General features: G+C 74.0%; 20 protein-coding genes and 1 tRNA gene. 6 read left to right on the top strand and 15 right to left on the bottom strand.

Annotated elements, in window-relative coordinates; all coding sequences use genetic code 11:
- Window positions 1–7 precede the first annotated feature (7 nt).
- The gene (locus BLU55_RS02340; RefSeq protein WP_091725583.1) at window positions 8–1,561 is read left to right on the top strand and encodes a SulP family inorganic anion transporter; all 1,554 of its coding nucleotides are present in this window, start codon (window positions 8–10) and stop codon (window positions 1,559–1,561) included.
- Window positions 1,562–1,628: 67 nt separating this feature from the next.
- On the opposite strand, the gene BLU55_RS02335 is transcribed toward BLU55_RS02340, so the two are convergent.
- From BLU55_RS02335 to dnaG, 3 genes are all read right to left on the bottom strand, one after another.
- Window positions 1,629–1,701: transfer RNA gene (locus tag BLU55_RS02335), tRNA-Asn, on the bottom strand.
- A 38-nt stretch (window positions 1,702–1,739) separates the two neighbouring features.
- The gene (locus tag BLU55_RS02330; RefSeq protein WP_091725580.1) at window positions 1,740–2,324 is read right to left on the bottom strand and encodes a hypothetical protein; all 585 of its coding nucleotides are present in this window, start codon (window positions 2,322–2,324) and stop codon (window positions 1,740–1,742) included.
- A gap of 7 nt (window positions 2,325–2,331) precedes the next feature.
- On the bottom strand, window positions 2,332–4,236 hold the full coding sequence (gene dnaG / locus BLU55_RS02325; RefSeq protein WP_091725578.1) for a DNA primase: 1,905 nt from the start codon (window positions 4,234–4,236) through the stop codon (window positions 2,332–2,334).
- 184 nt (window positions 4,237–4,420) lie between these two features.
- Here dnaG and BLU55_RS02320 point away from each other — a divergent pair, with 184 nt between their 5' ends.
- The 5 genes from BLU55_RS02320 to BLU55_RS02300 all read left to right on the top strand — a co-directional run bounded on the left by BLU55_RS02320 (window position 4,421) and on the right by BLU55_RS02300 (window position 8,926).
- Window positions 4,421–6,706 (top strand): PAS domain S-box protein, encoded by a 2,286-nt coding sequence (locus BLU55_RS02320; RefSeq protein ID WP_197681074.1) that lies wholly within the window; start codon window positions 4,421–4,423, stop codon window positions 6,704–6,706.
- A 90-nt stretch (window positions 6,707–6,796) separates the two neighbouring features.
- On the top strand, window positions 6,797–7,225 hold the full coding sequence (locus BLU55_RS02315) for a phage holin family protein (RefSeq protein WP_091725572.1): 429 nt from the start codon (window positions 6,797–6,799) through the stop codon (window positions 7,223–7,225).
- Complete coding sequence (locus BLU55_RS02310) at window positions 7,222–7,461, top strand: DUF3618 domain-containing protein (protein WP_091725569.1); 240 nt, start codon at window positions 7,222–7,224, stop codon at window positions 7,459–7,461. The genes BLU55_RS02315 and BLU55_RS02310 overlap by 4 nt, the downstream gene beginning before the upstream one ends.
- Window positions 7,458–8,573, top strand: coding sequence for a YihY/virulence factor BrkB family protein (locus BLU55_RS02305; RefSeq protein ID WP_091725567.1), 1,116 nt, complete (start codon window positions 7,458–7,460; stop codon window positions 8,571–8,573). The genes BLU55_RS02310 and BLU55_RS02305 overlap by 4 nt, the downstream gene beginning before the upstream one ends.
- The gene (locus BLU55_RS02300) at window positions 8,570–8,926 is read left to right on the top strand and encodes a hypothetical protein (protein ID WP_197681073.1); all 357 of its coding nucleotides are present in this window, start codon (window positions 8,570–8,572) and stop codon (window positions 8,924–8,926) included. The genes BLU55_RS02305 and BLU55_RS02300 overlap by 4 nt, the downstream gene beginning before the upstream one ends.
- An 87-nt stretch (window positions 8,927–9,013) precedes the next feature.
- Here the strand turns inward: BLU55_RS02300 and BLU55_RS02295 are convergent, their stop codons facing one another.
- The 12 genes from BLU55_RS02295 to BLU55_RS02240 all read right to left on the bottom strand — a co-directional run bounded on the left by BLU55_RS02295 (window position 9,014) and on the right by BLU55_RS02240 (window position 21,552).
- Window positions 9,014–9,931 (bottom strand): 2-hydroxyacid dehydrogenase, encoded by a 918-nt coding sequence (locus BLU55_RS02295; protein ID WP_091725564.1) that lies wholly within the window; start codon window positions 9,929–9,931, stop codon window positions 9,014–9,016.
- A 34-nt stretch (window positions 9,932–9,965) separates the two neighbouring features.
- A complete protein-coding gene (locus BLU55_RS02290) occupies window positions 9,966–11,246 on the bottom strand; it encodes a deoxyguanosinetriphosphate triphosphohydrolase (RefSeq protein ID WP_231917008.1) in 1,281 nt (426 codons plus the stop codon).
- Between the two features lie 32 nt (window positions 11,247–11,278).
- On the bottom strand, window positions 11,279–11,893 hold the full coding sequence (locus BLU55_RS02285) for a response regulator transcription factor (protein WP_091725559.1): 615 nt from the start codon (window positions 11,891–11,893) through the stop codon (window positions 11,279–11,281).
- Window positions 11,890–13,071: a sensor histidine kinase gene (locus BLU55_RS02280; protein ID WP_091725556.1), complete on the bottom strand. Its 1,182-nt coding sequence runs from the start codon at window positions 13,069–13,071 to the stop codon at window positions 11,890–11,892. The genes BLU55_RS02285 and BLU55_RS02280 overlap by 4 nt, the downstream gene beginning before the upstream one ends.
- A 26-nt stretch (window positions 13,072–13,097) precedes the next feature.
- Window positions 13,098–13,889: an ABC transporter permease gene (locus BLU55_RS02275; protein WP_091725553.1), complete on the bottom strand. Its 792-nt coding sequence runs from the start codon at window positions 13,887–13,889 to the stop codon at window positions 13,098–13,100.
- Window positions 13,886–14,839, bottom strand: a complete 954-nt coding sequence (locus BLU55_RS02270; protein ID WP_091725550.1) for an ABC transporter ATP-binding protein — start codon at window positions 14,837–14,839, stop codon at window positions 13,886–13,888. The genes BLU55_RS02275 and BLU55_RS02270 overlap by 4 nt, the downstream gene beginning before the upstream one ends.
- Before the next feature lie 413 nt (window positions 14,840–15,252).
- Window positions 15,253–16,188: a GTPase Era gene (gene era / locus BLU55_RS02265; RefSeq protein ID WP_091725547.1), complete on the bottom strand. Its 936-nt coding sequence runs from the start codon at window positions 16,186–16,188 to the stop codon at window positions 15,253–15,255.
- Window positions 16,185–16,940 carry a siderophore-interacting protein gene (locus tag BLU55_RS02260; RefSeq protein ID WP_157682687.1) on the bottom strand — a complete coding sequence of 252 codons (756 nt, stop codon included), beginning with the start codon at window positions 16,938–16,940 and terminating at the stop codon, window positions 16,185–16,187. The genes era and BLU55_RS02260 overlap by 4 nt, the downstream gene beginning before the upstream one ends.
- Before the next feature lie 58 nt (window positions 16,941–16,998).
- On the bottom strand, window positions 16,999–18,318 hold the full coding sequence (locus tag BLU55_RS02255) for an SAM-dependent methyltransferase (protein WP_091725542.1): 1,320 nt from the start codon (window positions 18,316–18,318) through the stop codon (window positions 16,999–17,001).
- Window positions 18,315–19,739: an FAD-binding oxidoreductase gene (locus BLU55_RS02250; protein WP_231917007.1), complete on the bottom strand. Its 1,425-nt coding sequence runs from the start codon at window positions 19,737–19,739 to the stop codon at window positions 18,315–18,317. The genes BLU55_RS02255 and BLU55_RS02250 overlap by 4 nt, the downstream gene beginning before the upstream one ends.
- A 123-nt stretch (window positions 19,740–19,862) precedes the next feature.
- The gene (locus tag BLU55_RS02245; RefSeq protein WP_091725539.1) at window positions 19,863–20,210 is read right to left on the bottom strand and encodes a cytidine/deoxycytidylate deaminase family protein; all 348 of its coding nucleotides are present in this window, start codon (window positions 20,208–20,210) and stop codon (window positions 19,863–19,865) included.
- Between the two features lie 25 nt (window positions 20,211–20,235).
- Complete coding sequence (locus BLU55_RS02240; protein ID WP_091725537.1) at window positions 20,236–21,552, bottom strand: hemolysin family protein; 1,317 nt, start codon at window positions 21,550–21,552, stop codon at window positions 20,236–20,238.
- Window positions 21,553–21,561 lie beyond the last annotated feature (9 nt).

Genomic DNA, 21,561 nt, shown 5'->3' with positions numbered 1-21,561 from the left:
GCGCCACGTGACTGCCCCGCACCCCGCTGCTCCCCCCGCTCCCGGCCCCACCGGCCACCCCACGGCCCCGTCCCCGGACCCCCGCTCGACCAGCGTCCGCGCCGCCCTGCGGTCGCCGGCCCTGCTGCGCCGCGAGGTCCTCGCCGGCCTCGTGGTCGCGCTGGCCCTGATCCCCGAGGCGATCTCGTTCTCGATCATCGCCGGGGTCGACCCCCGGGTCGGCCTGTTCGCCTCCTTCACCATGGCGGTCTCGATCGCCTTCCTGGGGGGCCGCCCGGCCATGATCTCGGCGGCCACCGGCGCGGTCGCCCTGGTCGTGGCGCCGGTGGTGCGCGAGCACGGTCTCGACTACCTCGTCGCGACCGTGCTGCTGGGTGGCGCCGTCCAGGTGGTGCTCGGCCTGGCCGGCGTGGCCCGGCTGATGCGGTTCGTGCCGCGCTCGGTGATGGTCGGCTTCGTCAACTCGCTGGCCGTCCTCATCTTCCTGGCCCAGCTGCCCTACCTCGTCGACGTGCCGTTCCTCGTCTACCCGATGGTGGCGGTCGGCATCGCCGTGATGGTGCTGCTCCCCCGGGCCACCACCGCCGTGCCCGCGCCGCTGGTCGCGATCGTGCTGCTCACCGGCTTCACGCTGCTGGCCTCGCTGAGCGTGCCGGACGTCGGCGACCAGGGCGCCCTGCCCGACACCCTGCCGACGCTCGGGCTGCCCGACGTGCCGCTGAGCCTGGAGACGCTGCGCATCATCGCGCCGTACGCCCTGGCGATGGCGGTGGTGGGCCTGCTCGAGTCGCTGCTCACCGCGAAGCTGGTCGACGACCTGACCGACACCCCCTCCTCGAAGACCCGCGAGGCCTGGGGCCAGGGCGGCGCCAACCTCGTCACCGGCCTGTTCGGCGGCATGGGCGGCTGCGCGATGATCGGCCAGACGATGATCAACGTGAAGTCCTCGGGGGCCCGGACCCGGATCTCGACCTTCCTGGCCGGGGTGTTCCTGCTGGTGCTCGTCGTGGGCCTGGGCGACGTGGTGGCGCTGATCCCGATGGCGGCGCTGGTGGCCGTGATGGTGATGGTCTCGGTCGGCACCTTCGACTGGCACAGCGTCCGCCCGGCCACGCTGCGGCGGATGCCGCGCTCGGAGACCGCCGTCATGGTGGCCACGGTCGTGGTCGTCGTCGCCACCCACAACCTCGCGATCGGCGTGGTGGTCGGCGTCCTGGTCGCGATGACGCTCTTCGCGCGGCGCGTCGCCCACCTGACCCACACCTCCCGCGAGCTGGTGACCGAGCCCGACGGCTCGACCACGGCCGTCTACACGGTCACGGGCGAGCTGTTCTTCGCCTCCAGCAACGACCTCTACACCCAGTTCGAGTACGCCGCCGACCCCGCCCGCGTGGTCATCGACCTGCACCGGGCCCACGTGTGGGACGCCTCGACCGTGGCCTCGCTGGACGCCATCGAGACGAAGTACGCCCGCCGCGGGACCACCGTCGAGATCGTCGGCCTCGGCGGCGCCAGCGCCGACCGGCACGAACGCCTGACCGGACACCTCGGCGGGTCCTAGCCGTCCACCTGCCCCGGGCGCGACACAGGCCCTGGTCCCCGCACGGGGACCAGGGCCTGTCGTGTTGCTCCCCCGGTTGGACTCGAACCAACAACCCTCCGGTTAACAGCCGAATGCTCTGCCAATTGAGCTACAGGGGATCGCGCCCGCAAACCCTAGCAACCCCGGCGGGCTGGCGCTAAATCGGGCCGGGGACCGCTGCGGACGGGTCGTCGGCGACGCCGTCGGCGGCCTCCCCGAGCTCGGCGCGCGCCTGCGCGAGGGCCTGGTCGGCGACGGCGGCGACCACCGGGTCGTCCGGGTCCAGCCCGGGGTCGTAGGAGTGCATCCACGCCACCGCCCCGCCCACCGGGCTGCGCCTCGCGATCACCGTCAGCCCGAGGCCGCCGCTCACCGGCACCCGGCGCTGCAGCAGCACGCTGGCCGTCACCCGCTCCCGCAGCAGCTGCAGGAACAGCGGCGGCTCGGCCATCGCCAGGCTCCACTCGGGCCGCGGTCGGCCGAACTCCCCCACCGCGCGCAGCCGCAGCCGCGACTCGTCGGTGTCCCAGCCCGCGTCCTCGACCTGCTCCCAGGGCAGCGCGATCGTGCCGCCCTCGGCGGGGACCAGCACGAGCAGCCGTCGGGTGCCGAGCAGCCAGGTGCCGTCCTCGGCCTGCGCCGAGGCCAGCACCTTCTCGCGCGGTGCGAGAGCGGCCCGCTGCCGCACCTCGGCGGGCACGGGGTCGACCCGGTGACGACCGGGGAAGCCGGGGACCCTCACGGGACGCTCACTGGGACTCCAGGCCCTTCTCGCGCAGCGCGCGGCGGTGCTGCTCGAGCGCCACCAGCTCGCCGAACATCTTGTTGTAGTCGGTCGCGTGCTCGACCGGGTTGGTGCGCTGCAGCCGCGACTTGAGCTCGGCGATCCGGCGCTGGGCGGTCAGCTCGCGCAGCCGGTGCACGTGCTGGGCGACGTAGGCGTCGTTGGGCTCCCCGGCGGAGCGCAGCGGCTCCACGGTCAGCGCGCTGACCAGGCCGGTGAGGCGCGGGTCGGTGACGTGGTCGCGCAGCCGCGAGGCCCACTGGACGTCGGCGGCCCGGACCCCGCCCGCCGCGACCACCGTGGCCCACAGGGCGCGGTAGGCGCCGTGGGTGAAGTCGCCCGGGCCCAGGTCGTCGGCGGCGGCGCCGACCGCCTTGGGGTGCTGGACGACGAGCTTGAGGGTCTCGCGCTCGAGGTAGAACCGCGGGTCGCGGGCGTCGGGCAGGTCGGCGGCCGGGGCGGGGCGGGCGCCCTGGCCACCGGCCTCCTGCTCGGAGCGCTGGCCGGACCGGGTGCGCGGTGCGGCCGTGGCCTGCTCGGGACCGCTGCGGGCCGCGTTGCGCACCGCCCGCTGCACGTCGGCGGGCTCGATGCCGATCATGCCGGCCAGCTCGCGGGAGAACGCGTCGACCTTGGAGCGGTCGCGGATGCTCGTGACCAGCTTGGCCGCCTCCCGCATCGCGTCGATGCGGCCGTCGGCGCGGTCGAGGTCGTAGCGCTGCACCACGTTGGCCAGCACGAAGCGGTAGAGCGGCACGCGGCGGGCGACGAGCTCGCGGACCTCGGCGTCCCCGGACCTCAGCCGCAGGTCGCAGGGGTCCATCCCGCTCGGCTCGATCGCGACGTAGGTCTGCCCGGCGAAGACCTGGTCGCCCTCGAAGGCCCGCAGCGCGGCCTTCTGGCCCGCCTCGTCACCGTCGAAGGTGAAGATCACCTCGCCGCGGAAGTCGTCGTGGTCCTGCAGCAGGCGGCGCACGACGCGCGCGTGGTCGTCGCCGAACGCCGTGCCGCAGGTCGCGACGGCGGTCGTGACGCCGGCCAGGTGGCAGGCCATCACGTCGGTGTAGCCCTCGACGATCACCGCCTGGCTGGCGCGGGCGATCTCGCGGCGGGCCAGGTCGATGCCGTAGAGCACCTGGCTCTTCTTGTAGATCGGCGTCTCGGGGGTGTTGAGGTACTTCGCCTCGATCCGGTCGTCGTCGAAGATGCGCCGCGCCCCGAAGCCGATGGTGTCGCCGCTGCTGTCGCGGATCGGCCACATCAGGCGGCCGCGGAACCGGTCGTAGAGGCCGCGGCCGCGACCGACCAGCCCGGCGGTCACGACCTCGTCGTCGGTGAACCCCTTCTGGCGCAGGTGTCGGTGCAGGTCCTCGCCGCCGCGCGGGGAGAACCCGACCCCGAAGCGGGCCGCGGCCTCGGCGTCGAAGCCGCGGGAGTCGAGGAACTGCCGGGCCTCGAGGGCCTCGGGGGTGGCCAGCTGCTCGGCGTACCACTGGGCGGTGACCTTGTGGGCCTCGACCAGGCGGGGGCGCTGCGGCCCGCCGCGGGGCCGGGCCGGGCCGCCCTCCTCGTAGCGCAGCTGCACGCCGACCTTCTCCGCCAGCCGCTCGACGGTCTCGCTGAAGGACAGCCCGTCCATCTCCATGACGAAGCTGATAACGTCACCGCCGACGCCGCACCCGAAGCAGTGGTAGAAGCCGCGGGACGCGGTGACGTGGAAGGACGGCGACTTCTCGTCGTGGAAGGGGCACAGGCCCTTCATCGAGCCGCCGCCGGCGTTGCGGAGGGTGACGTAGTCGGACACGACGTCGTCGATGCGCGTCTTCTCGCGGACCTCCGCGATGTCCTCTTCCTTGATGCGCCCCGCCACGCCGCGGAGTCTACGGGCCGGCTCCGACCCGCCCGAGAGCCCGCCACCGCCGGCCGGACGGGTCCGCCCACGATCCTGGACAAGCCGCTTGCTCCCGGGAAATGCTGGCACCAGGGCGGGGCAGGGGCAGGCAAGGGGCAGGGGGCCCGACCGATCGGCTGCCGCTCGGACGGGTGGTGGGCGTGTGGTCGTGCTGTCGGGCGGCAGCGACGGCGAGGACGCCGCTCTCGCAGCCATCGTGCGCTCGTCACAGGACGCGGTGATCGCCAAGACGGTCGACGGCCTGATCACGGCCTGGAACCAGGGCGCGACCCAGGTCTACGGCTTCACCCGGGCCGAGATGCTCGGTCGCGACATCGCGGTCCTCTTCCCCGCCGACGCCGCCGAGGACGAGGCCGCCCGGCACGCCCGGGTCGCCGCCGGCGCGGCGGAGAGCGGCTACCGCTGCCGACGCGTGCGCTCCGACGGTCGCGAGGTGGAGGTGGTGATGTCGATGCTGCCGGTGCGCGACGCGGCGGGCCGGATCACCGGCCTGGCGTCGATCTCGCGCCCGGTCAGCGAGGAGGAGCGCGCCCACGAGCAGTTCGCCGCGCTGCTCGACGCCGCTCCCGACGCCATCGTCGGCCTCGACGACGCCGGCCGGGTGGTGGTGCACAACCGGCGGGCCCCGGCGCTGTTCGGGCGCGACGACCTCCAGGGCGTGCCGGTCGAGGAGCTGCTGCCCGGGCTGCACTCCCACCCCCCGGCGGCCGGTGAGGGCGCGGGTGAGGCGGTGTCCATGCGCGGCCACCGCCCGGACGGCTCGGTCTTCCCGGTCGAGGTCAGCCTGTCCCGCACCCCCGACCGGCCGGGCACGGCCCTGATCGCCATCGTGCGCGACGTCACCCGGCAGCGCTCGGTCGAGGCGCAGCTGCGCGAGAGCGCCACCCGGCTGCGCCAGCTCGCCGACAACGTGACGACCGTCTTCACGCTGCGCCAGCTCGACCCCCCGGCGTACCTCTACGTGAGCCCGGGCATCACGCCGCTGACCGGCTACCGACCCGAGGACCTCTACGCCGACCCCACGCTCGCCCTCGGCGGCATGATCCACCCCGACGACCGGGCCGAGGCCGTGCGCCGCCGCAGCGCCGGCGACCTCGGCGAGGGGTCCCTGGTCGAGCAGCGCATCATCCGCACCGACGGCACCGTCCGGTGGGTGCGTGCCTCCTCCGTCCCCGTGCCGAACCCGCACGGCGAGCCGGAGCGCGTCGTGGGGATGGCCGAGGACGTGACCGAACGGGTCGAGGCGCAGCAGCGGCTGCAGGCCGCCGAGGCGGAGGCGCGGGCGGCCAACGAGGCCAAGAACGCGTTCCTGTCGCGGGTCAGCCACGAGCTGCGCACGCCGCTCAACGCGGTGCTCGGGTTCGGCCAGCTGCTCGAGCGCAAGCTGGCCGGCACCGCGGACGAGGACGCCGTGCACCACGTCGTGCAGGGCGGGCGCCACCTGCTGTCGCTCATCGACGACGTCCTCGACATCTCCCGCATCGAGGCGGGGCAGATGTCGGTCAGCCTCGAGCCGGTCGCGCTGCACGAGGTCGCGGCCGAGACGCTGCGGCTGATGGAGCCGATCGCCGCCACCGCCGGGGTGCGGCTGGTGCCGCCGGAGGCCGCCACCGCCCACGTCCGGGCCGACGGCCAGCGGCTGCGGCAGGTGCTGCTCAACCTGGTCTCCAACGCGGTCAAGTACAACCGTCCAGGCGGCACCGTCGTGGTCCGCTGCGAGGTCGACGGCGACGAGGTCCGGCTCGACGTCGTCGACGACGGCCCGGGCATCCCGGCCGAGGTCGAGCACCGGCTGTTCACGCCGTTCGACCGCCTCGGCGCCGAGGGCACGTCGGTCGAGGGCACGGGCGTGGGCCTGGCGCTGAGCCGGGCGCTGGTCGAGCTGATGGACGGACGGCTCGCGCACCACGCCCACGAGGGCGGCGGCGCCGTCTTCACGGTCCGGCTCCCCGTGGCCCGTCCCCACGCCGAGCCGGCCGCCGACCTCGCGCCCGTCGCGGTCGCCGCACCACCCACCACGCCCGGGCACTCCTGCACGCTGCTCTACGTCGAGGACAACACCGCCAACGTCGAGGTGATGCAGGCCGTGCTGGGGCTGCGGCCGGAGTGGGCCTTCGTCCACGCGGGGCTGGGCGGGCTGGCCCTGGACCTGGCCCGCGCGCACCGACCCGACCTGGTGCTGCTCGACCTGCACCTGCCCGACGGCTCGGGCGTCGACGTGCTGCGCTCGCTGCGGCGCGACCCCGCGACGGCCGACACCCGGGTGGTGGTGCTCAGCGCCGACGCCAGCCCCAGCACGATCGCGGGCGTGCTGGGCGAGGGGGCCGACGCCTACCTGGCCAAGCCCTACGAGCTCGACCGGCTCCTCGAGGTGCTCGACGACGCAGCCGCTGCCGCCGCCGGGCGACGTGCGGACGCAGCGGGCTGAGGACCTGGCCACCGGTCGCCTCGCCACCAGGCGCGGCCGGGCACCCTTCCGGGCGGGTTTGGATGGTGCCCAGATGGCTACACGAGGGACATGACCCACCCCACGGCTTCCCCGTCCCCCAGCGGCCAGGCCCCCGGCGACGACCCGACGCTCGGCGCCCTGGTCAACCAGCTGACCACCCAGGTCCCCGAGCTGATCCGCTCCGAGATGAAGCTGGCCCAGGCCGAGCTGACCCAGAAGGGCAAGCGCGTCGGTGCCGGCATCGGCATGTTCAGTGCCGCCGGCCTGCTCGCGTTCCTCGGCCTGGCCACCCTGGTCGCCACCGCCGTGCTGGCGCTCGCGCTGGTCCTCGACGCGTGGCTCGCCGCGCTGGTCGTCGGACTGGTGCTCCTCGTGATCGCCGGGATACTGGCCTTCACCGGGAAGGGCCAGGTCCAGCAGGCCACCCCGCTCGCGCCCGAACGCGCCACCCAGGGCGTCAAGGACGACATCGCCACCGTGAAGGGACAGCGCGCATGAGCCAGCAGACGCCCGACGAGATCCAGGCCGACATCGAGCGGCAGCGCGAGCAGCTGGCCAGCACGGTCGACCAGCTCACGCACAAGCTCGACGTCAAGGCCCAGACCAAGCAACGGGTGGCGACCGCCAAGGACCGCGCCACCACCGACGAGGGCAAGCCCGTGCCCGAGATCTACGGGGCCGTGGCGGGAGCTGCGCTGGCCCTGCTCATCATCCTCGTCCGGTCCCGGCGATGAGCGCTCCGACCGCGCCCGGCACCTCGCAGGGCGCACCCGCTCCGGACGACGGCTCCAAGCCCGACTCCCCCACCGACCTGCACACGCAGTCGTGGGGCTACGTGCTGCGCAAGACGCTGCACGAGTTCGGCGAGGACCAGTGCACCGACATCGCCGCGGCGCTGACCTACTACGCCGTGCTGGCGGTCTTCCCGGCGATCATCGCGCTGGTCTCGATGATCGGCGTGTTCGCCGACCCGGCGGCCGCCGTCGACAACGTCGTGCAGATCCTGCGTCCGCTGGTGTCCAGCCAGATCCTCGGCCTCGTCGAGCCGTTCCTCGAGAACGTCGCGAAGTCCGACGCCGCGGGCGTCGGCCTCGTCATCGGCCTCCTGGCCGCGCTGTGGTCGGCCTCGGGGTACGTCGGCGCCTTCAGCCGCGCGATGAACCGGATCTACGAGATCGAGGAGGGGCGACCGTTCTGGAAGCTGCGCCCCGTGATGCTGCTGCTCACCTTCGTCAGCGTGGTCCTGGCGGCCACGGTGCTGATCCTGCTGGTGGTCTCCGGTCCGATCCTGCAGTCGGTCGGCGACGTGGTGGGCCTGGGCGATGCCGCCGTCACGACGTTCTCGATCGTGAAGTGGCCGCTGGTCCTGGTGATGGTGATCGTCCTGGTGGGCCTGCTCTACTACGTGACGCCCAACATCCAGCAGCCCAAGTTCAAGTGGATCTCGGTGGGGGCCGCTGCCGCCATCGGCATCTGGATCCTGGCCTCGGTGGCGTTCGGGATCTACCTGGCGACCTTCGCCAACTACAGCAAGACCTACGGCGCGGCCGCCTCGGTGATCGTGGCGCTGCTGTTCGTGTGGATCACCAACCTGGCCCTGCTGTTCGGCGCCGAGCTCGACTCCGAGCTCGAGCGGGGCCGCCAGCTCCAGGCCGGCCTGCCGGCCGAGGAGGACCTGCAGCTGCCGCCGCGCGACACGACCAACATCAAGAAGCAGGCGAAGAAGCGCGACAAGGACGCCGCCATGGGTCGCAAGATCCGGCGCGAGGCCAACCGGCGCGACGACGCGTCGGGGGCCGGCAACGACGACGCTCCGCACAGGGAGCAGGAGAGAGGCAACCGATGATCAACAAGCTGGCACTGCTGGCGGCCGGAGGCGTGGGCTACGTGCTCGGCGCCAAGGCCGGGCGCGAGCGCTACGAGCAGCTGCGCGAGTCCTACGAGAAGGTCAAGAACGACCCGCGGGTCCAGGAGAAGGCCCAGCAGGCGGTCGACATCGCTCGCGAGAAGGCGCCGGTCGTGAAGGAGAAGGTCGCCGAGACCGCCGGCGCGGCCAAGGACGCGGCGCAGGACAAGGTCGCGGCCGCCCGGTCGACGAGCAGCGACGGCGCGGCCTCCGAGGCGGACGCCGACGGGGAGCTCAACCCCGACCGGCTCGAGCTCGGCGAGGACACCGGCCCCCGGGGCGACCTGCCCTGAGACCGGCCCCGAGGGCTCCTGGCACGGCGCGAGCACCCGCGCCGCGCAGCACGTGACGACCGGCGTCGACCGGCCCCTGACCGGGGGTCAGTAGGCGCCGGTCATCACGTTGGCGAGGTCCTCGCCGGCGGCGTACCGCTCGAGCTGCTGGCGCACGAGGCGTCGGGCCCGCGGCTGCATGGCGCTGCTGGCGCCGCCGACGTGCGGCGAGAGCAGCAGCCCGGGTGCCTCCCAGAGCGGGTGGTCGGCCGGCAGCGGCTCCGGGTCGGTGACGTCGAGCGCGGCGCGGAGCCGCCCGCTGCGCAGCTCGGCGAGCAGCGCGTCGGTCACCACCACGGGCCCGCGGGCGACGTTGACCAGCAGCGCCCCGTCGCGCATCCGCGCCAGCATCGCGGCGTCGAACAGGCCGGTCGTCTCCTCGGTGCCCGGCACGATCAGCACCACGACGTCGGCCTCGGGCAGCAGGTCGGGCAGCTCGGCGATGGCGTGCACCCCGTCGCGGGCGCTGCGCGCGACCCGGACCACCTCGGCCTCGAAGGGCAGCACCCGACGCTCGATGGCCGCGCCGATCTGGCCGTGGCCGACGATGAGCACGGTCTTGTCGGCCAGCGACTCGCGCTGCTCGAACGCCCAGCGCCGCTCGCCCTGGGCGCGCACGAACTCCGGCACGCCCCGCAGCGAGGCCAGGGTCAGGGTGAGGGTCAGCTCGGCCGTCGACGTGTCGTGGATGCCGCGGCCGTTGCACAGCGTGACGCCCTCGGGCAGGTAGGGCCGCACGTGCTCGACGCCCGCGGTCTGGGTCTGCACGACCTCCAGCTGCGGCATCCGGGCGAGCAGCTCGCCGTCGGAGCGGCTGAAGCGGTAGTGCATGACGTGGAAGCGGACCTCCTCGACGCTCGCCGGCACCTCGTCGCTCGTGGGGTCGACGTGCTCGTAGCGCAGCCCCGCGGGCAGCTCGCCCAGCTCGGCGGGGTCGAAGGGCAGCCAGACCAGCGGATCGCTCATGACGACCATCCTGCACGCTCGGGCGCGGCTGGCCTCAGCGGCACCAGCGGGCGTGCCAGGCGACGGCCGAGGCGTCGGTCAGGCTGGCCAGCTGGTCGAGCAGCACCCGGGCGCGCGCGGCGTCGTCCGTCGCGTCGTCGAAGTCCTGGGCGAACATCGGGTCGAGACCGTCGCGCCCGCGGGCGGCGAGGGCGTCGTGGAGCTCGCCCAGCAGGGTGCGCTGCCGCTCCATCAGGCCGAGGCGCTCCTGGGCGCGCATCACGTAGTGGGCCGCGATCCCCTTGAGGACCGCGATCTCGGTCGCGGTCACCTCGGGCACCACCAGGTCGCCGCCGTGGCGGACCAGCGGGACCGCTCCCCCGTGGGCGGCGAGCGTCGCCTCGTGGACCTGGCCGCAGAAGATGCCGATCAGGTCGCTGGTGAGGTTCTTCCAGGCGGCCAGCGAGCGCCGGGTCCCGTCGTACGCCGCGTGCGGCCACGAGCCGACGGTGCGCAGCCGGGCCAGGGCGTCCTCGAGGGCGGCGGGGTCGACGTCGGGCAGGTACCACTCCCGCACCGCGGCCCAGACCTGCTCCCGCTCCTCGTCGCGCGCGAGCCGGGTGAGGTCGATGCGACCGCCGACGACGCCGTCCTCGAGGTCGTGCACGGAGTAGGCGATGTCGTCGGCGACGTCCATCACCTGCGCCTCGACCGAGCGGCGGGTGCCCTCGACCCCGGTGCGCAGCCAGGCGAAGACGGGGCGGTCGTCGGCGTACACGCCGAACTTCGCGGGCGGGGTGCCGGGCGGGCCCTCGCCGCGGGTCCAGGGGTACTTGGCGCAGGCATCGAGGGTGGCCCGGGTCAGGTTGAGGCCGACCGAGCGGCCCTCGGCGTCGACCGACTTGGCCTCGAGGCGGGTCAGGATGCGCAGCGTCTGGGCGTTGCCCTCGAAGCCGCCGACGGCCGCGCCGAGCTCGTCGAGCGCGGTCTCGCCGTTGTGGCCGAAGGGCGGGTGGCCCATGTCGTGGGCCAGCGCCGCGGTCTCCGCGACGTCGGGGTGGCAGCCCAGCGGGTGCGCGAGGTCGCGCGCGACCTGGGCGACCTCGAGGCTGTGGGTCAGCCGGTTGCGCACGAAGTCGTCGGTCGCGGGACCGAGCACCTGGGTCTTCGCGGCGAGGCGCCGCAGGCTGGCGGCGTGCACCACCCGGGCGCGGTCGCGCTCGAAGGGCGTCCGCTCGGGGGCCCGGACCCGCTTGGTGGGCTCGGTGACCAGCCGGGCGCGGGCGTGGTCGTCGTACAGCTGCTCCCAGGGCGTCGACGGGGGCAGGGCGGGCACGGGCCCGAGGCTAGCCGTCGCCGCGGACGGGCTCAGAGCCAGCCGTTGCTCTCGGCGATGCGGGCCGCCTCGGCGCGGTTGGCGGCCTCGGTCTTGCCGATGGCCGCGGAGAGGTGGTTGCGCACCGTGCCCTCGGAGAGCGAGACCCGCCGCGCGATGGTGGCCACCGACGCGCCGTCCTGCGCGGCGCGCAGCACGTCGGTCTCCCGGGGCGTGAGCGGCGACTCCCCCGCCACGAAGGAGTCGAGGGCCAAGGTGGCGTCGACGACGCGCAGGCCCGCGTGGACGCGACGCACGGCGTCGGCCAGCTGGGTGGCCGGCGTGTTCTTCACGACGAAGCCGTCGGCCCCGGCCTGGATGGCGCGGCGCAGGTAGCCGGGTCGCCCGAAGGTGGTCACGATCAGCACCCGGGTGCCGGGACAGGCGGCGCGGACGGCCGCCGTCGCGGCGATCCCGTCGAGGCCGGGCATCTCGACGTCGAGGAGCGCGACGTCGGGCCCGGTGCGGCGGACGGCGTCCACGACCTCGTCGCCGCGGCCCACCTCGGCCACCACCTCGAGGTCGTGCTCCAGCGAGAGCAGCGCGGCCAGGGCTCCCCGCACCAGGTCCTGGTCGTCGGCGAGCAGCACCCGGATCGGCGCGCTCACGGCAGCACCACGGCGAGCCGGAAGCCGGGGTCGAGGGTCTCGGTCTGCACCGAGCCGCCCAGCGCGGCAGCCCGCTCGCGCAGGCCGAGCAGCCCGTGGCCGCCGCGCCCGGCGTCGTCGGACCCCGCCGGCCCGCGCCCGTCGTCGCGGACCTCGAGACGGCCGGGGGCGATGACGACCTGGCAGTGGCGGGCGTGGCTGTGGCGGATCACGTTGGTGACCCCTTCCCGGACCGTCCAGGCGAACAGCTCGCGCGCCTGGGTCGGCACCATGTCGGTGGCGTTGGGCAGGTCGGCCTCGATCTGCGCCGTCGCGAGCGCCTGGCGGGCCCGCGCCAGCTCGCCCGGCAGCGTGAGGTCGCGGTAGCCCTCGACCGCGCGCCGCACGTCGTCCAGGGCGTCGCGCGAGAGCCGCTCGAGGTCGGCCAGCTCCTGCTCCGCGCGCACCGGGTCGACCGCCAGCAGCCGCCGGGCCAGCTCGGCCTTGACGGTGATCACGGTCAGCGAGTGACCCAGGATGTCGTGCAGGTCGCGGGCGAAGCGGTTGCGCTCGTTGGCGACCGCGAGCGAGCGGTTGGTGTGCTGTGCCTGGACCAGCTGGGCGTTGCGCACCAGCACCTGCTGGATCCCCCAGACCGCCAGCGTCGCGGCCAGCATGCTGAGCAGCAGGGTGCCGTCGGGCTCCCAGCCGGGCACGAGCACCCCCGAGGCGAAGAAGACCGCCGCCGTCAGCAGCGCCGCCGGCAGGCCCCACCGGCGCGGCAGCGTCATGGTGCAGAGCACGCAGACGTAGACCGCGGTCGCGGTGCCGACCTGGCCGAGCGCGAGGCAGGTGGCCGCGGCCAGCAGGGCGCAGACCGCGATCCCCAGCAGCGCCCGGGGAGGGCGCGGGTCGGTGAACCCGCTGCTGCGCATCGCCCGCCGGCGGCCCACCAGGATCGAGAGGTAGACGGCCACGAAGAGCAGGACGAGCGCGAGGCCGGCGTACCCGCGGGCGTCCCGGCGCTGCCAGGCCACCACGAGCGGCTGCACGAGGAACAGCGTCCACACCACGATGAAGAAGATGCCCGCACCGCCCGAGAGCCCCGAGCGGGCGGGCTCGGGGTCCGGCGTCGTGTCCGGGCCCGTCCCGGGGCCCGTCGCGGGACCCGGCGTCGGGCTCGTCCGGGGGCTGGTCACGGGGGCCACGCTAGTGCCGCCCGCCCTCACACCCGGGCCGTGTCGCGGCTCATCCGCCACGCCGCGCCGGCCACGAAGACGGCCAGCCAGCCCAGGGCGTTGACCACGGCGTACCACGGCAGCTCGTGGGTCAGGGGCGAGCGGGCGACCTCGGCGACGCCGTACATCGGGGTCCAGTAGGCGACCTGGCGCACCGCCTCGCTGTAGCTCGACAGCGGGATGAACAGCCCGCCGAGGAAGGACAGCAGCGCCAGGCCCGGGCCGAGCAGCTGCATGGCGTTCTCGCCCGGCACCAGGTAGCCCACGAAGACCCCGAGGGCGGCGAAGGTGAGGGTGCACACCAGCGTCAGCACGGCGCACGCCAGCCAGGTGCCGAGCGGCATGTCGGGACGGCCCTGGGCGGCGCCGACGACGTTGACGACGGTGACCGCCACAGCGCCCATGACGACGGCGACCAGCGCCTTGACCGTGACGTACGCCGCGGGGTGCAGCGGCGTGAGCCGCAGCTGCCGCGACCAGCCCAGCGACCGCTCCAGCGCGACGCCGGTGCCGGCGGAGGCGGCGATCAGCGCGCCGCCGTACAGCGCCATCGAGACCATGACGTAGGCCGAGACGTTGCCCTCGCCGACCCGCTCCTCGCCGCCCCCGCCGGAGCCGAAGACGAAGAACAGCGCCGCGGGGAGCACCAGCGCGAAGACCAGCGTGCGGCGGTTGCGCAGCGAGCGGCGCAGCTCGAGGCGGACCATGGTGGTGTTGAGGCCGCCCAGCGGCGGGACCCGGCGCTCGGCGGGAGCGGCGGGGGTGGCCGGTGTGCTCATCGGGTGCCTCCGGTGGGGATCGGCTGGCGGGTGGACGAGGTCAGGCTCACGAAGGCCTCCTCGAGGCCCCGGGCGACGATCTCGAGGTCGTGGGCGTCGGTGCGGGTCAGCAGCCAGCGGGCGACGGCGTCGCTGTCGGTGGCGTGCACCAGCACCTGGTCGCCGCGCAGGTCGACCTGGTCGACCCCCGGCTGGGCGCCGATCTCCTCGAGCAGCGCGGGCCGGGGGTCCGGCAGCGTGGCGCGCAGGGTGCGGCCGGCGGCCAGGGCCTTGACCTGGCTGCCGGTCCCGTCCGCGACGACGAGGCCCTGGCTGAGCAGCACGACGCGGTCGGCGTGCTGGTCGGCCTCCTCGAGGTAGTGGGTGGCGAACAGCACCGCCCGGCCGCGCTCGGCGTCGGCACGGATCGCGGCCCAGAACGCGCGCCGGCCCTCGACGTCCATGCCCGTGGTGGGCTCGTCGAGCAGCAGCAGCGCGGGATCGGGCAGCAGCGCCATCGCGAACCGCAGCCGCTGCTGCTCGCCGCCCGAGCACCGGTCGACCCGTCGCCCGGCCAGGCCGGTGATGCCCGCGCTCTCGAGCACCTCGTCGACCGGACGGGTGTCGGCGAAGAGGCTGGCGGTGTACTCCACCGTCTCGCGCACCGTCAGGTCCTTGAGCAGCCCGCCGGTCTGCATCACCGCGGCCACCAGGCCGCGCGAGATGGCCGCCCGGGGCTCCATCCCGAAGACCTCGACCGTGCCCGTCGTGGGCGTCGAGAGCCCCAGCAGCAGGTCGATCGTGGTCGTCTTGCCGGCGCCGTTGGGACCCAGGAAGGCCACCATCTCGCCCGGCGCCACGTCGAGGTCGATCCCGCGGATCGCCTCGACGTCACCGAACCGCTTGGTCACGCCCGCGAGGCGTACGGCGCTGGCCCGCGGGCCCCCCGCGCCGAGGTGTGGTGTCGTCATGCGCCCAGCCTGGCCCCGCCGCGGCGTACCCACCCCACGCGGGCGTCACGTCGTGCCGGTGACATCCGTCAGGGGGTGCGCCGGGCGGGCGATCGCAGCACACGTGGAGACGCCGAGCGGGCGATTGCAGCACGCCTGGGGACGCCGAGCGGGCGATCGCAGCACGCGTGGGGACGCCGAGCGGGCGATCGCAGCACGGCTGGGGACGCCGAGCGGGCGATCGCAGCACGGGTGGAGATGCCGACCCGGGCAGTCGTCGTGCGGTCCGTCCCGGGTGGGCGGGCGGGCGACGATTGCCCGCTCGGCGCCGTCCGGCGTACGACGAGTGCCCGCTCGGCGCTCCACGGCGTACGACAAGTGCCCGCTCGGCGCCATGCGGCGTACGCCGATCGCCCGCTCGCCGTGCTCCCGGGTCAGAAGCCGAGGCGGCGCAGCTGCTTGGGGTCGCGCTGCCAGTCCTTGGCGATCTTGACGTGGAGGTCGAGGTAGACCGGGACGCCGAGCATGGCGGTGATCTGCTGGCGGGCCTCGGTGCCGACCTCGCGGAGGCGGGAGCCCTTGTGGCCGATCACGATGCCCTTCTGGGAGTCGCGCTCGACGAAGACGTTGGCGTGGATGACCAGCAGCGGCTTGTCGGGGTCGCGGTCCTCCTTGAGGGCCATCTCCTCGACCACGACGGCGATGGAGTGGGGCAGCTCGTCGCGGACGCCCTCGAGTGCGGCCTCGCGGATCAGGTCGGCGACGATCGCCTCCTCGGGGGCGTCGGAGAGCTCGCCGTCGGGGTAGAGCTGGGGCCCCTCGGGCAGCCGCGCCACGAGCAGGTCGGCCAGCAGCTGCACCTGGTCGCCTGCGACGGCGGAGACGGGCACGATCTCGGCCCACTCGGTGCCGGTCTCCTGGCCGAGCCGGTCGATCGCCATCAGGTGCTCGGCCAGCTGCTCGGGGGTGACCAGGTCGGTCTTGGTGGCCACGGCGAACTTGATCGTCCTCTTGACCTTGGCGAGCTCGTTGACCAGGAACCGGTCGCCCGGACCCGGCTTCTCGTCGGCCGGGAAGCACACGGCGACGACGTCGACCTCGGCCCAGGTGGTCACCACCAGGTCGTTGAGCCGCTCGCCGAGGAGCGTGCGCGGGCGGTGCAGGCCGGGGGTGTCGACGAGGATCAGCTGGGCGTCGGGCCGGTGCACGATGCCGCGCACGACGGTCCGGGTGGTCTGCGGCTTGGAGGAGGTGATGACCACCTTGGTGCCGACCATCGCGTTGGTCAGCGTCGACTTGCCGGCGTTGGGACGCCCGACGAAGCAGGCAAAGCCCGAGCGGTGGGCCGGCGGCTGCGTGTCGCTGCTCATGCGGTGTCCTCGCTGGTGGTGGTGCGCGTGGTGGTGCTGGTCCACGAGGCGTACGCCGGGGGCGGGTCGACCCGCCGGGCCTGCCGGCCGCGGCTGCCGCTCCAGTAGCCCATGACGTCGTGGTGCCGGGTGTCCTGGCCGAGGTCGCGACGGACGTGGCGGCGGATCTCGCGCATCTGGGCCGACTCCCCCGCCATCCAGAAGTATCCCGGACCCGCGGGCCAGTCGAGACCGGCCACGACCCGGGCCAGGTCGCTGCTGCCGGGGTCGGCGTGGTGCCAGGTGGTGGGCGCCGCGAGGTAGTCCTCGAGCGGGCCGTCGGGGCTCTCGGCGTGCAGCTGCAGCGGCAGGTCGGGCCGGGTCGCCGCGAGGTGCTCGGCGATGCGGGCCATCGCCGGCAGCGCGGTCAGGTCGCCGGCCAGCACCACCCAGCCGGCGTCGTCCGGGGGCTCGAAGGAGCCCTTGGGGGCGCCGAGGCCGACTGTGTCGCCGACGCAGTCGTGGCGGGCGGCCCACGCGGTGACCAGGCCCTCGTCGTGCACCACGACGTCGAGCACCAGCTCGCGCCCCTCGAGCCGGCGCACGGTGTAGTAGCGCGTCTGGAACTGGCCCGGCACGGTCAGCGCCAGCCACTCGTCGGGCAGACCGGTGGTGGCCAGGCTGCCGTCGGTCTCCAGGACCAGGCGCACCAGGTGGTCGCTCAGCTGCCGTCGCTCGCGCACGACGGCGGCGTGCGGGGTGCGGGAGCTCACCACGGCAGGTTAGCGGCCGGACCCCCCGCGGCCGGCCACCACCTGCCGCGGCGAGGGATCAGCCGACCCAGTCGGGACGCAGCGGGAAGCTGCTGCGGCCCTCGTCGTCGGTCCGGGTGGCCAGCACCTGGTGGAGCTGGATCTCGTTGCGCTCGAAGCCCATCCGCGACCCGGCCATGTAGAGGCCCCACACCCGCGCGGTGCCCTCGCCGACCTCGGCCACGGCCTCGTCCCAGTGGGCCTCGAGGTTGCGGCACCAGCCGGCCAGCGTCATCGCGTAGTGGACCCGCAGGTTCTCCTCGTGCTGCACCTCGAGGCCGGCGTCCTGGGCCTCGGTGATGATCCGGCCCGAGCCGGTGAGCTCCCCGTCGGGGAACACGTAGCGGTCGATGAAGGCACCGGTCGCGGTGGGCTTGTTGGTCGGGCGGGTGATGCAGTGGTTGAGCAGCCGGCCGCCGGGGCGCAGCTTGTCGCGCAGGAAGCCGAAGTAGGCGGCGTACTGGTCGATGCCGATGTGCTCGGTCAGGCCGATGGAGCTGACGGCGTCGAAGCCGGTCTCCTGGACCGCGCGGTAGTCGAGGTGGCGGACCTCCGCGAGGTGCTCGAGGCCCTCCTCGCGGATCTTCTCCTGCGCCCACTCGGCCTGCTCGCGCGAGAGGGTCACGCCCAGGGCGCGCACGCCGTACTCGCGGGCGGCGTGGCGCACCATGCCGCCCCAGCCGCAGCCGACGTCGAGCAGCCGCTGGCCCTGCTGCAGGCGGAGCTTGCGCGCGACCAGGTCGTACTTCGCGTGCTGGGCCTCCTCCAGCGTCGCGTCCTCGGTCTCGAAGAGCGCGCAGGTGTAGGTCATCGACGGCCCGAGGACCATCTCGTAGAAGCGGTTGGAGACGTCGTAGTGGTGGGAGATCACCTTGCCGTCGCGCTCCGGGGAGTGCCGCAGGCCCTCCATCACCCGGCGCCAGCGCGGCAGGTGCTCCTGCGGCGGCGGGGGCGGCGGGACCAGCTGCGAGAGCCCGATCGAGCGCATCAGGGTCAGCGCCTGCGCCGCGCTCGGGCGGCGGAACCGCATCGCGCGCAGCAGCGTCACCATGCCCTCGTAGGGGTCGCCCGGGTGGACGCCGCGCACGTCGAGGTCGCCCGAGACGTAGGCGCGGGCCAGGCCGAGGTCGCCGGGGGCGGTGATCAGGTACGCCAGGCCGCGCTCGTTCTTGAGGTCGAGCCCGAAGGCGGCGTCCTCGGGGCCGTAGGCGCTGCCGTCGTACGCCGTGAACCGCACCGGGGCGGGTCGCAGCAGCAGGGTCTCGAACATCTGGGCGATGGTCAGCTTGGGGGCCGTGGTCCCGCGGGCTGCACCACCGAAGTCCTTGAGGGTCGTCATCGTCGTCGCACCGCCTTGTCGTAGAGGCTCGTGAGCCGGTCGTGGGGGTCGTAGCGCTGCTTCACCGCAGCCAGGTGGGGTCCGTCGTAGAGCCGGTCGAAGGTCTCGCGGTCGTAGAAGGACTCCGAGTAGAGGGACTTGTGGCCGTCGAGCTCGGCCACCTTGGCCTCGATGGCCCGGTTGAGCGGGCTGTCCGGGGCGTCGTCGCCGACCGGGACCGCGCCCCAGAAGCCGACGTTGACGTAGGTCCGCGCGGGCTCGAGTGGGTACGTCGGCCACGGGTCGGTGCCGGCCTCCGCGTCGCGCAGCCGCAGCGGGCACAGCCACACCGGCCGCATCCCGACCGCCTCGTCGAACCAGTCGAGGAACTCGCCCAGGCGCTCGACCGGGACCTCGATGTCCTGGACCACCCGCTCGCGGCGCGGTCGCCCGGCGCGGCGGTCGAGGCGGTTCATCACGTCGAAGCGCTGGTCGAGGCCGACCAGGCGGTGGTAGCTGTCGGAGCGACGCAGCCGCCGCGGCCAGATGCGGCGCACCACGGGGTGCTGGGCGCCGAAGGCCTGGGAGCACCAGAACCAGTCGGTGTCCCAGCGCCACAGGTAGTCGTAGGTGGTGAGCAGGTCGGTCTCGCGCTCGCCGACCGAGCGCCAGTAGACCTGCTGGCCGGCGTAGTCGGAGCCGGGGCCGTCGGCCTCGACGAAGCGGCCCAGCGTCAGCACGTGGCGGCCCGGCTCGAAGGAGGTGCCGTCCATGGCGTCGACCGCCTCGCCCTCCCAGGCGCCGGTGTCGGTGACCTCGGCGATGGCCTGCTGCAGGGCGTCGGTCCCGGTGAAGCGGACGTGGCGCAGCGCGACGTGGCTGGTGACGGGCATCAGCTCGATGCGCAGCCGGGTGGCGTAGCCGAGCGAGCCATAGGAGTTGGGGAAGGCGCGGAACAGGTCGGCGTGCTCGCCGGTGGGCCCGCAGGTGACGACCTCGCCGGCCCCGGTGAAGACGTCCATCTCGAGCACGGACTCGTGGGGCAGGCCGTGGCGGAACGACGTCGACTCGATGCCGAGCCCGGTGACGGCGCCGCCGAGGGTGATGGTCCGCAGCTGCGGCACGACCAGCGGGGCCAGGCCGTGGGGCAGGGTGGCGTCGACGAGGTCCTCGTAGGTGCACATGCCCTGGACCTCGGCCGTGCGGGCCTCGGCGTCGACCTCGATGACACCGCCGAGCCCGGAGACGTCGAGGCCGGACCCGACCAGGACCTCGCGGGGCCGGAAGAGGTTGGAGGTGCGCTTGGCCAGGCGCACGGGGGCGTCGGCGGGCAGCGCCCGGTAGGACTCCTGCAGGCGGCGCACGGCGTCCGCGTGGGCCTTCCAGCCGGTCGTGGTCGCGGCCTGTCCCCTGCTCAGCAGTCCGACGAGTGGCGGGATCACGAGCGGCACCTCCTGTGGTGGTTGCCTGATGGTGGTTGCTCCGAACAACCATTCTGTCATGGTCGACACCGAAACTGTGCCACCGGGGTCGCCTGGCGGGCGATCCTGCGGCCGTGTCGTGCCCTACGTGGTGGTTCGTCCACCCACGGTGCCGCGCTGGTCGGCCAGGTGGACCGGGACCCCGGGGCCGCCCAGGTCGCGCACGACCGCCAGGTCGGCCTCGCTCGCGCCCTCGCCCTCGGCCGTCAGCAGCACCGCCGCCTCGACGCCGCGGGCCCCGCTGGTGACCGCCATCGCGACGGCGACGCCGAGCGCGGAGACCTGCAGCGAGGGCAGGTCGACGGTGGCCGCGGCGTAGGTGCGGCCGTCGAGGTCGCGCAGGGCGGCACCCTGGGGCGCCCCCGTGCGGGCGCGGGTGGAGCGGGCCAGCACGACCAGCTTGTGGTCCTCGGCGCTCAGAGACTCGGTCACCGGAGCAGTCTAGGAAGCCCCGGGCTCAGGACCGGACGCGGTCGCCGCCGGTGGACGGCTGCTCGGCCGCGGCCGGCTGCACGCGCTCGATGAGCACGGTGCCGACCCGGTTGCGGCGGCCCTTGGTCTCCTCGGCGGTGAACCGCAGGCCCTCGACCTCGACCGTGGAGCCGGCGATGGGGACCTTGCCCAGGTGCTTGGCGAGCAGGCCGCCGACCGAGTCGACCTCCTCCTCGTCGATGCGCACGCCGAACAGCTCGTCGAGGTCGTCGACCGGGAAGCGGGCGGCGACCCGGCGCGAGCCGTCCTCCAGCTCCTCGACCCCCGCCTCCTCGGCGTCGAACTCGTCGGTGATCTCGCCGACGATCTCCTCGAGCAGGTCCTCGATCGTCACGATGCCGGCGGTGCCGCCGTACTCGTCGACGACCACGGCCATGTGGCGCCGCTCGGCCTGCATCTCGCGCAGCAGGTCGTCGACGGGCTTGGAGTCGGGTACCCGGAAGACCGGGCGCATCAGCGGCTCGACCGTCTCGGTGGTGGCGGCGGCGGCGCGGTCGAAGACCCGCTTGCTGACGTCCTTGAGGTAGACGAAGCCCAGGATGTCGTCGGTGTCCTCGCCGGTCACGGGCACCCGGGAGTAGCCGCTGCGCAGGAACAGCGACATCGCCTGGCGCAGGGTCTTGCTGCGCTCGATGTAGACGATGTCGGTGCGGGGCACCATCACCTCGCGGACCGAGGTGTCGCCGAGCTCGAAGACCGAGTGGATCATCCGGCTCTCGTCGGACTCGATGAGGCTGGAGGCCTCGGCCAGGTCGACCATCTCCCGCAGCTCCGCCTCGGAGCCGAACGGCCCCTCGGAGAAGCCCTTCCCGGGGGTGAGCGCGTTGCCGACCAGGATGAGCAGGCGGGGCAGCGGGCCCAGCACCCGGCTCAGCGCGAGCACGGCACCGGCGGTGGCCAGCGAGACCTGCTCGCTGCGCTGGCGGCCGATGGTGCGCGGGCCGACCCCGATGACCACGAACAGCACGACGAACATCACCGCCGTCGCGACCAGGGCCGAGCTCCAGTCGTTGCGGCCCATGAGGTCGAGCACGACCGTCGTGGCCAGCACGACGGCGGCGGTCTCGCTGAGCAGCCGCAGGAACAGCAGCGCGTTGAGGTGGCGCGCCGGGTCGTCGAGGACCCGCAGCAGGTGCACCGCGCCACCGCGCTTCTCGTGGGCGAGCTCGAGGGCGCGGGCGCGGGTGAACGACGACGTGGCCGCCTCGGTGCTGGCCAGCAGCGCCGACAGCGCGACCAGGACCACGATCGCCAGGATCAGGCCCGGACTGTGTCCGTCCATCGGGACGCG

Origin of the sequence: Nocardioides scoriae (genome assembly GCF_900104965.1) — a bacterium.
In the GTDB taxonomy this organism is placed as follows: domain Bacteria; phylum Actinomycetota; class Actinomycetes; order Propionibacteriales; family Nocardioidaceae; genus Marmoricola; species Marmoricola scoriae.
The sequence above is the reverse complement of the archived record's forward strand: the minus strand, read 5'-3'. Positions and strand labels throughout refer to the sequence as shown.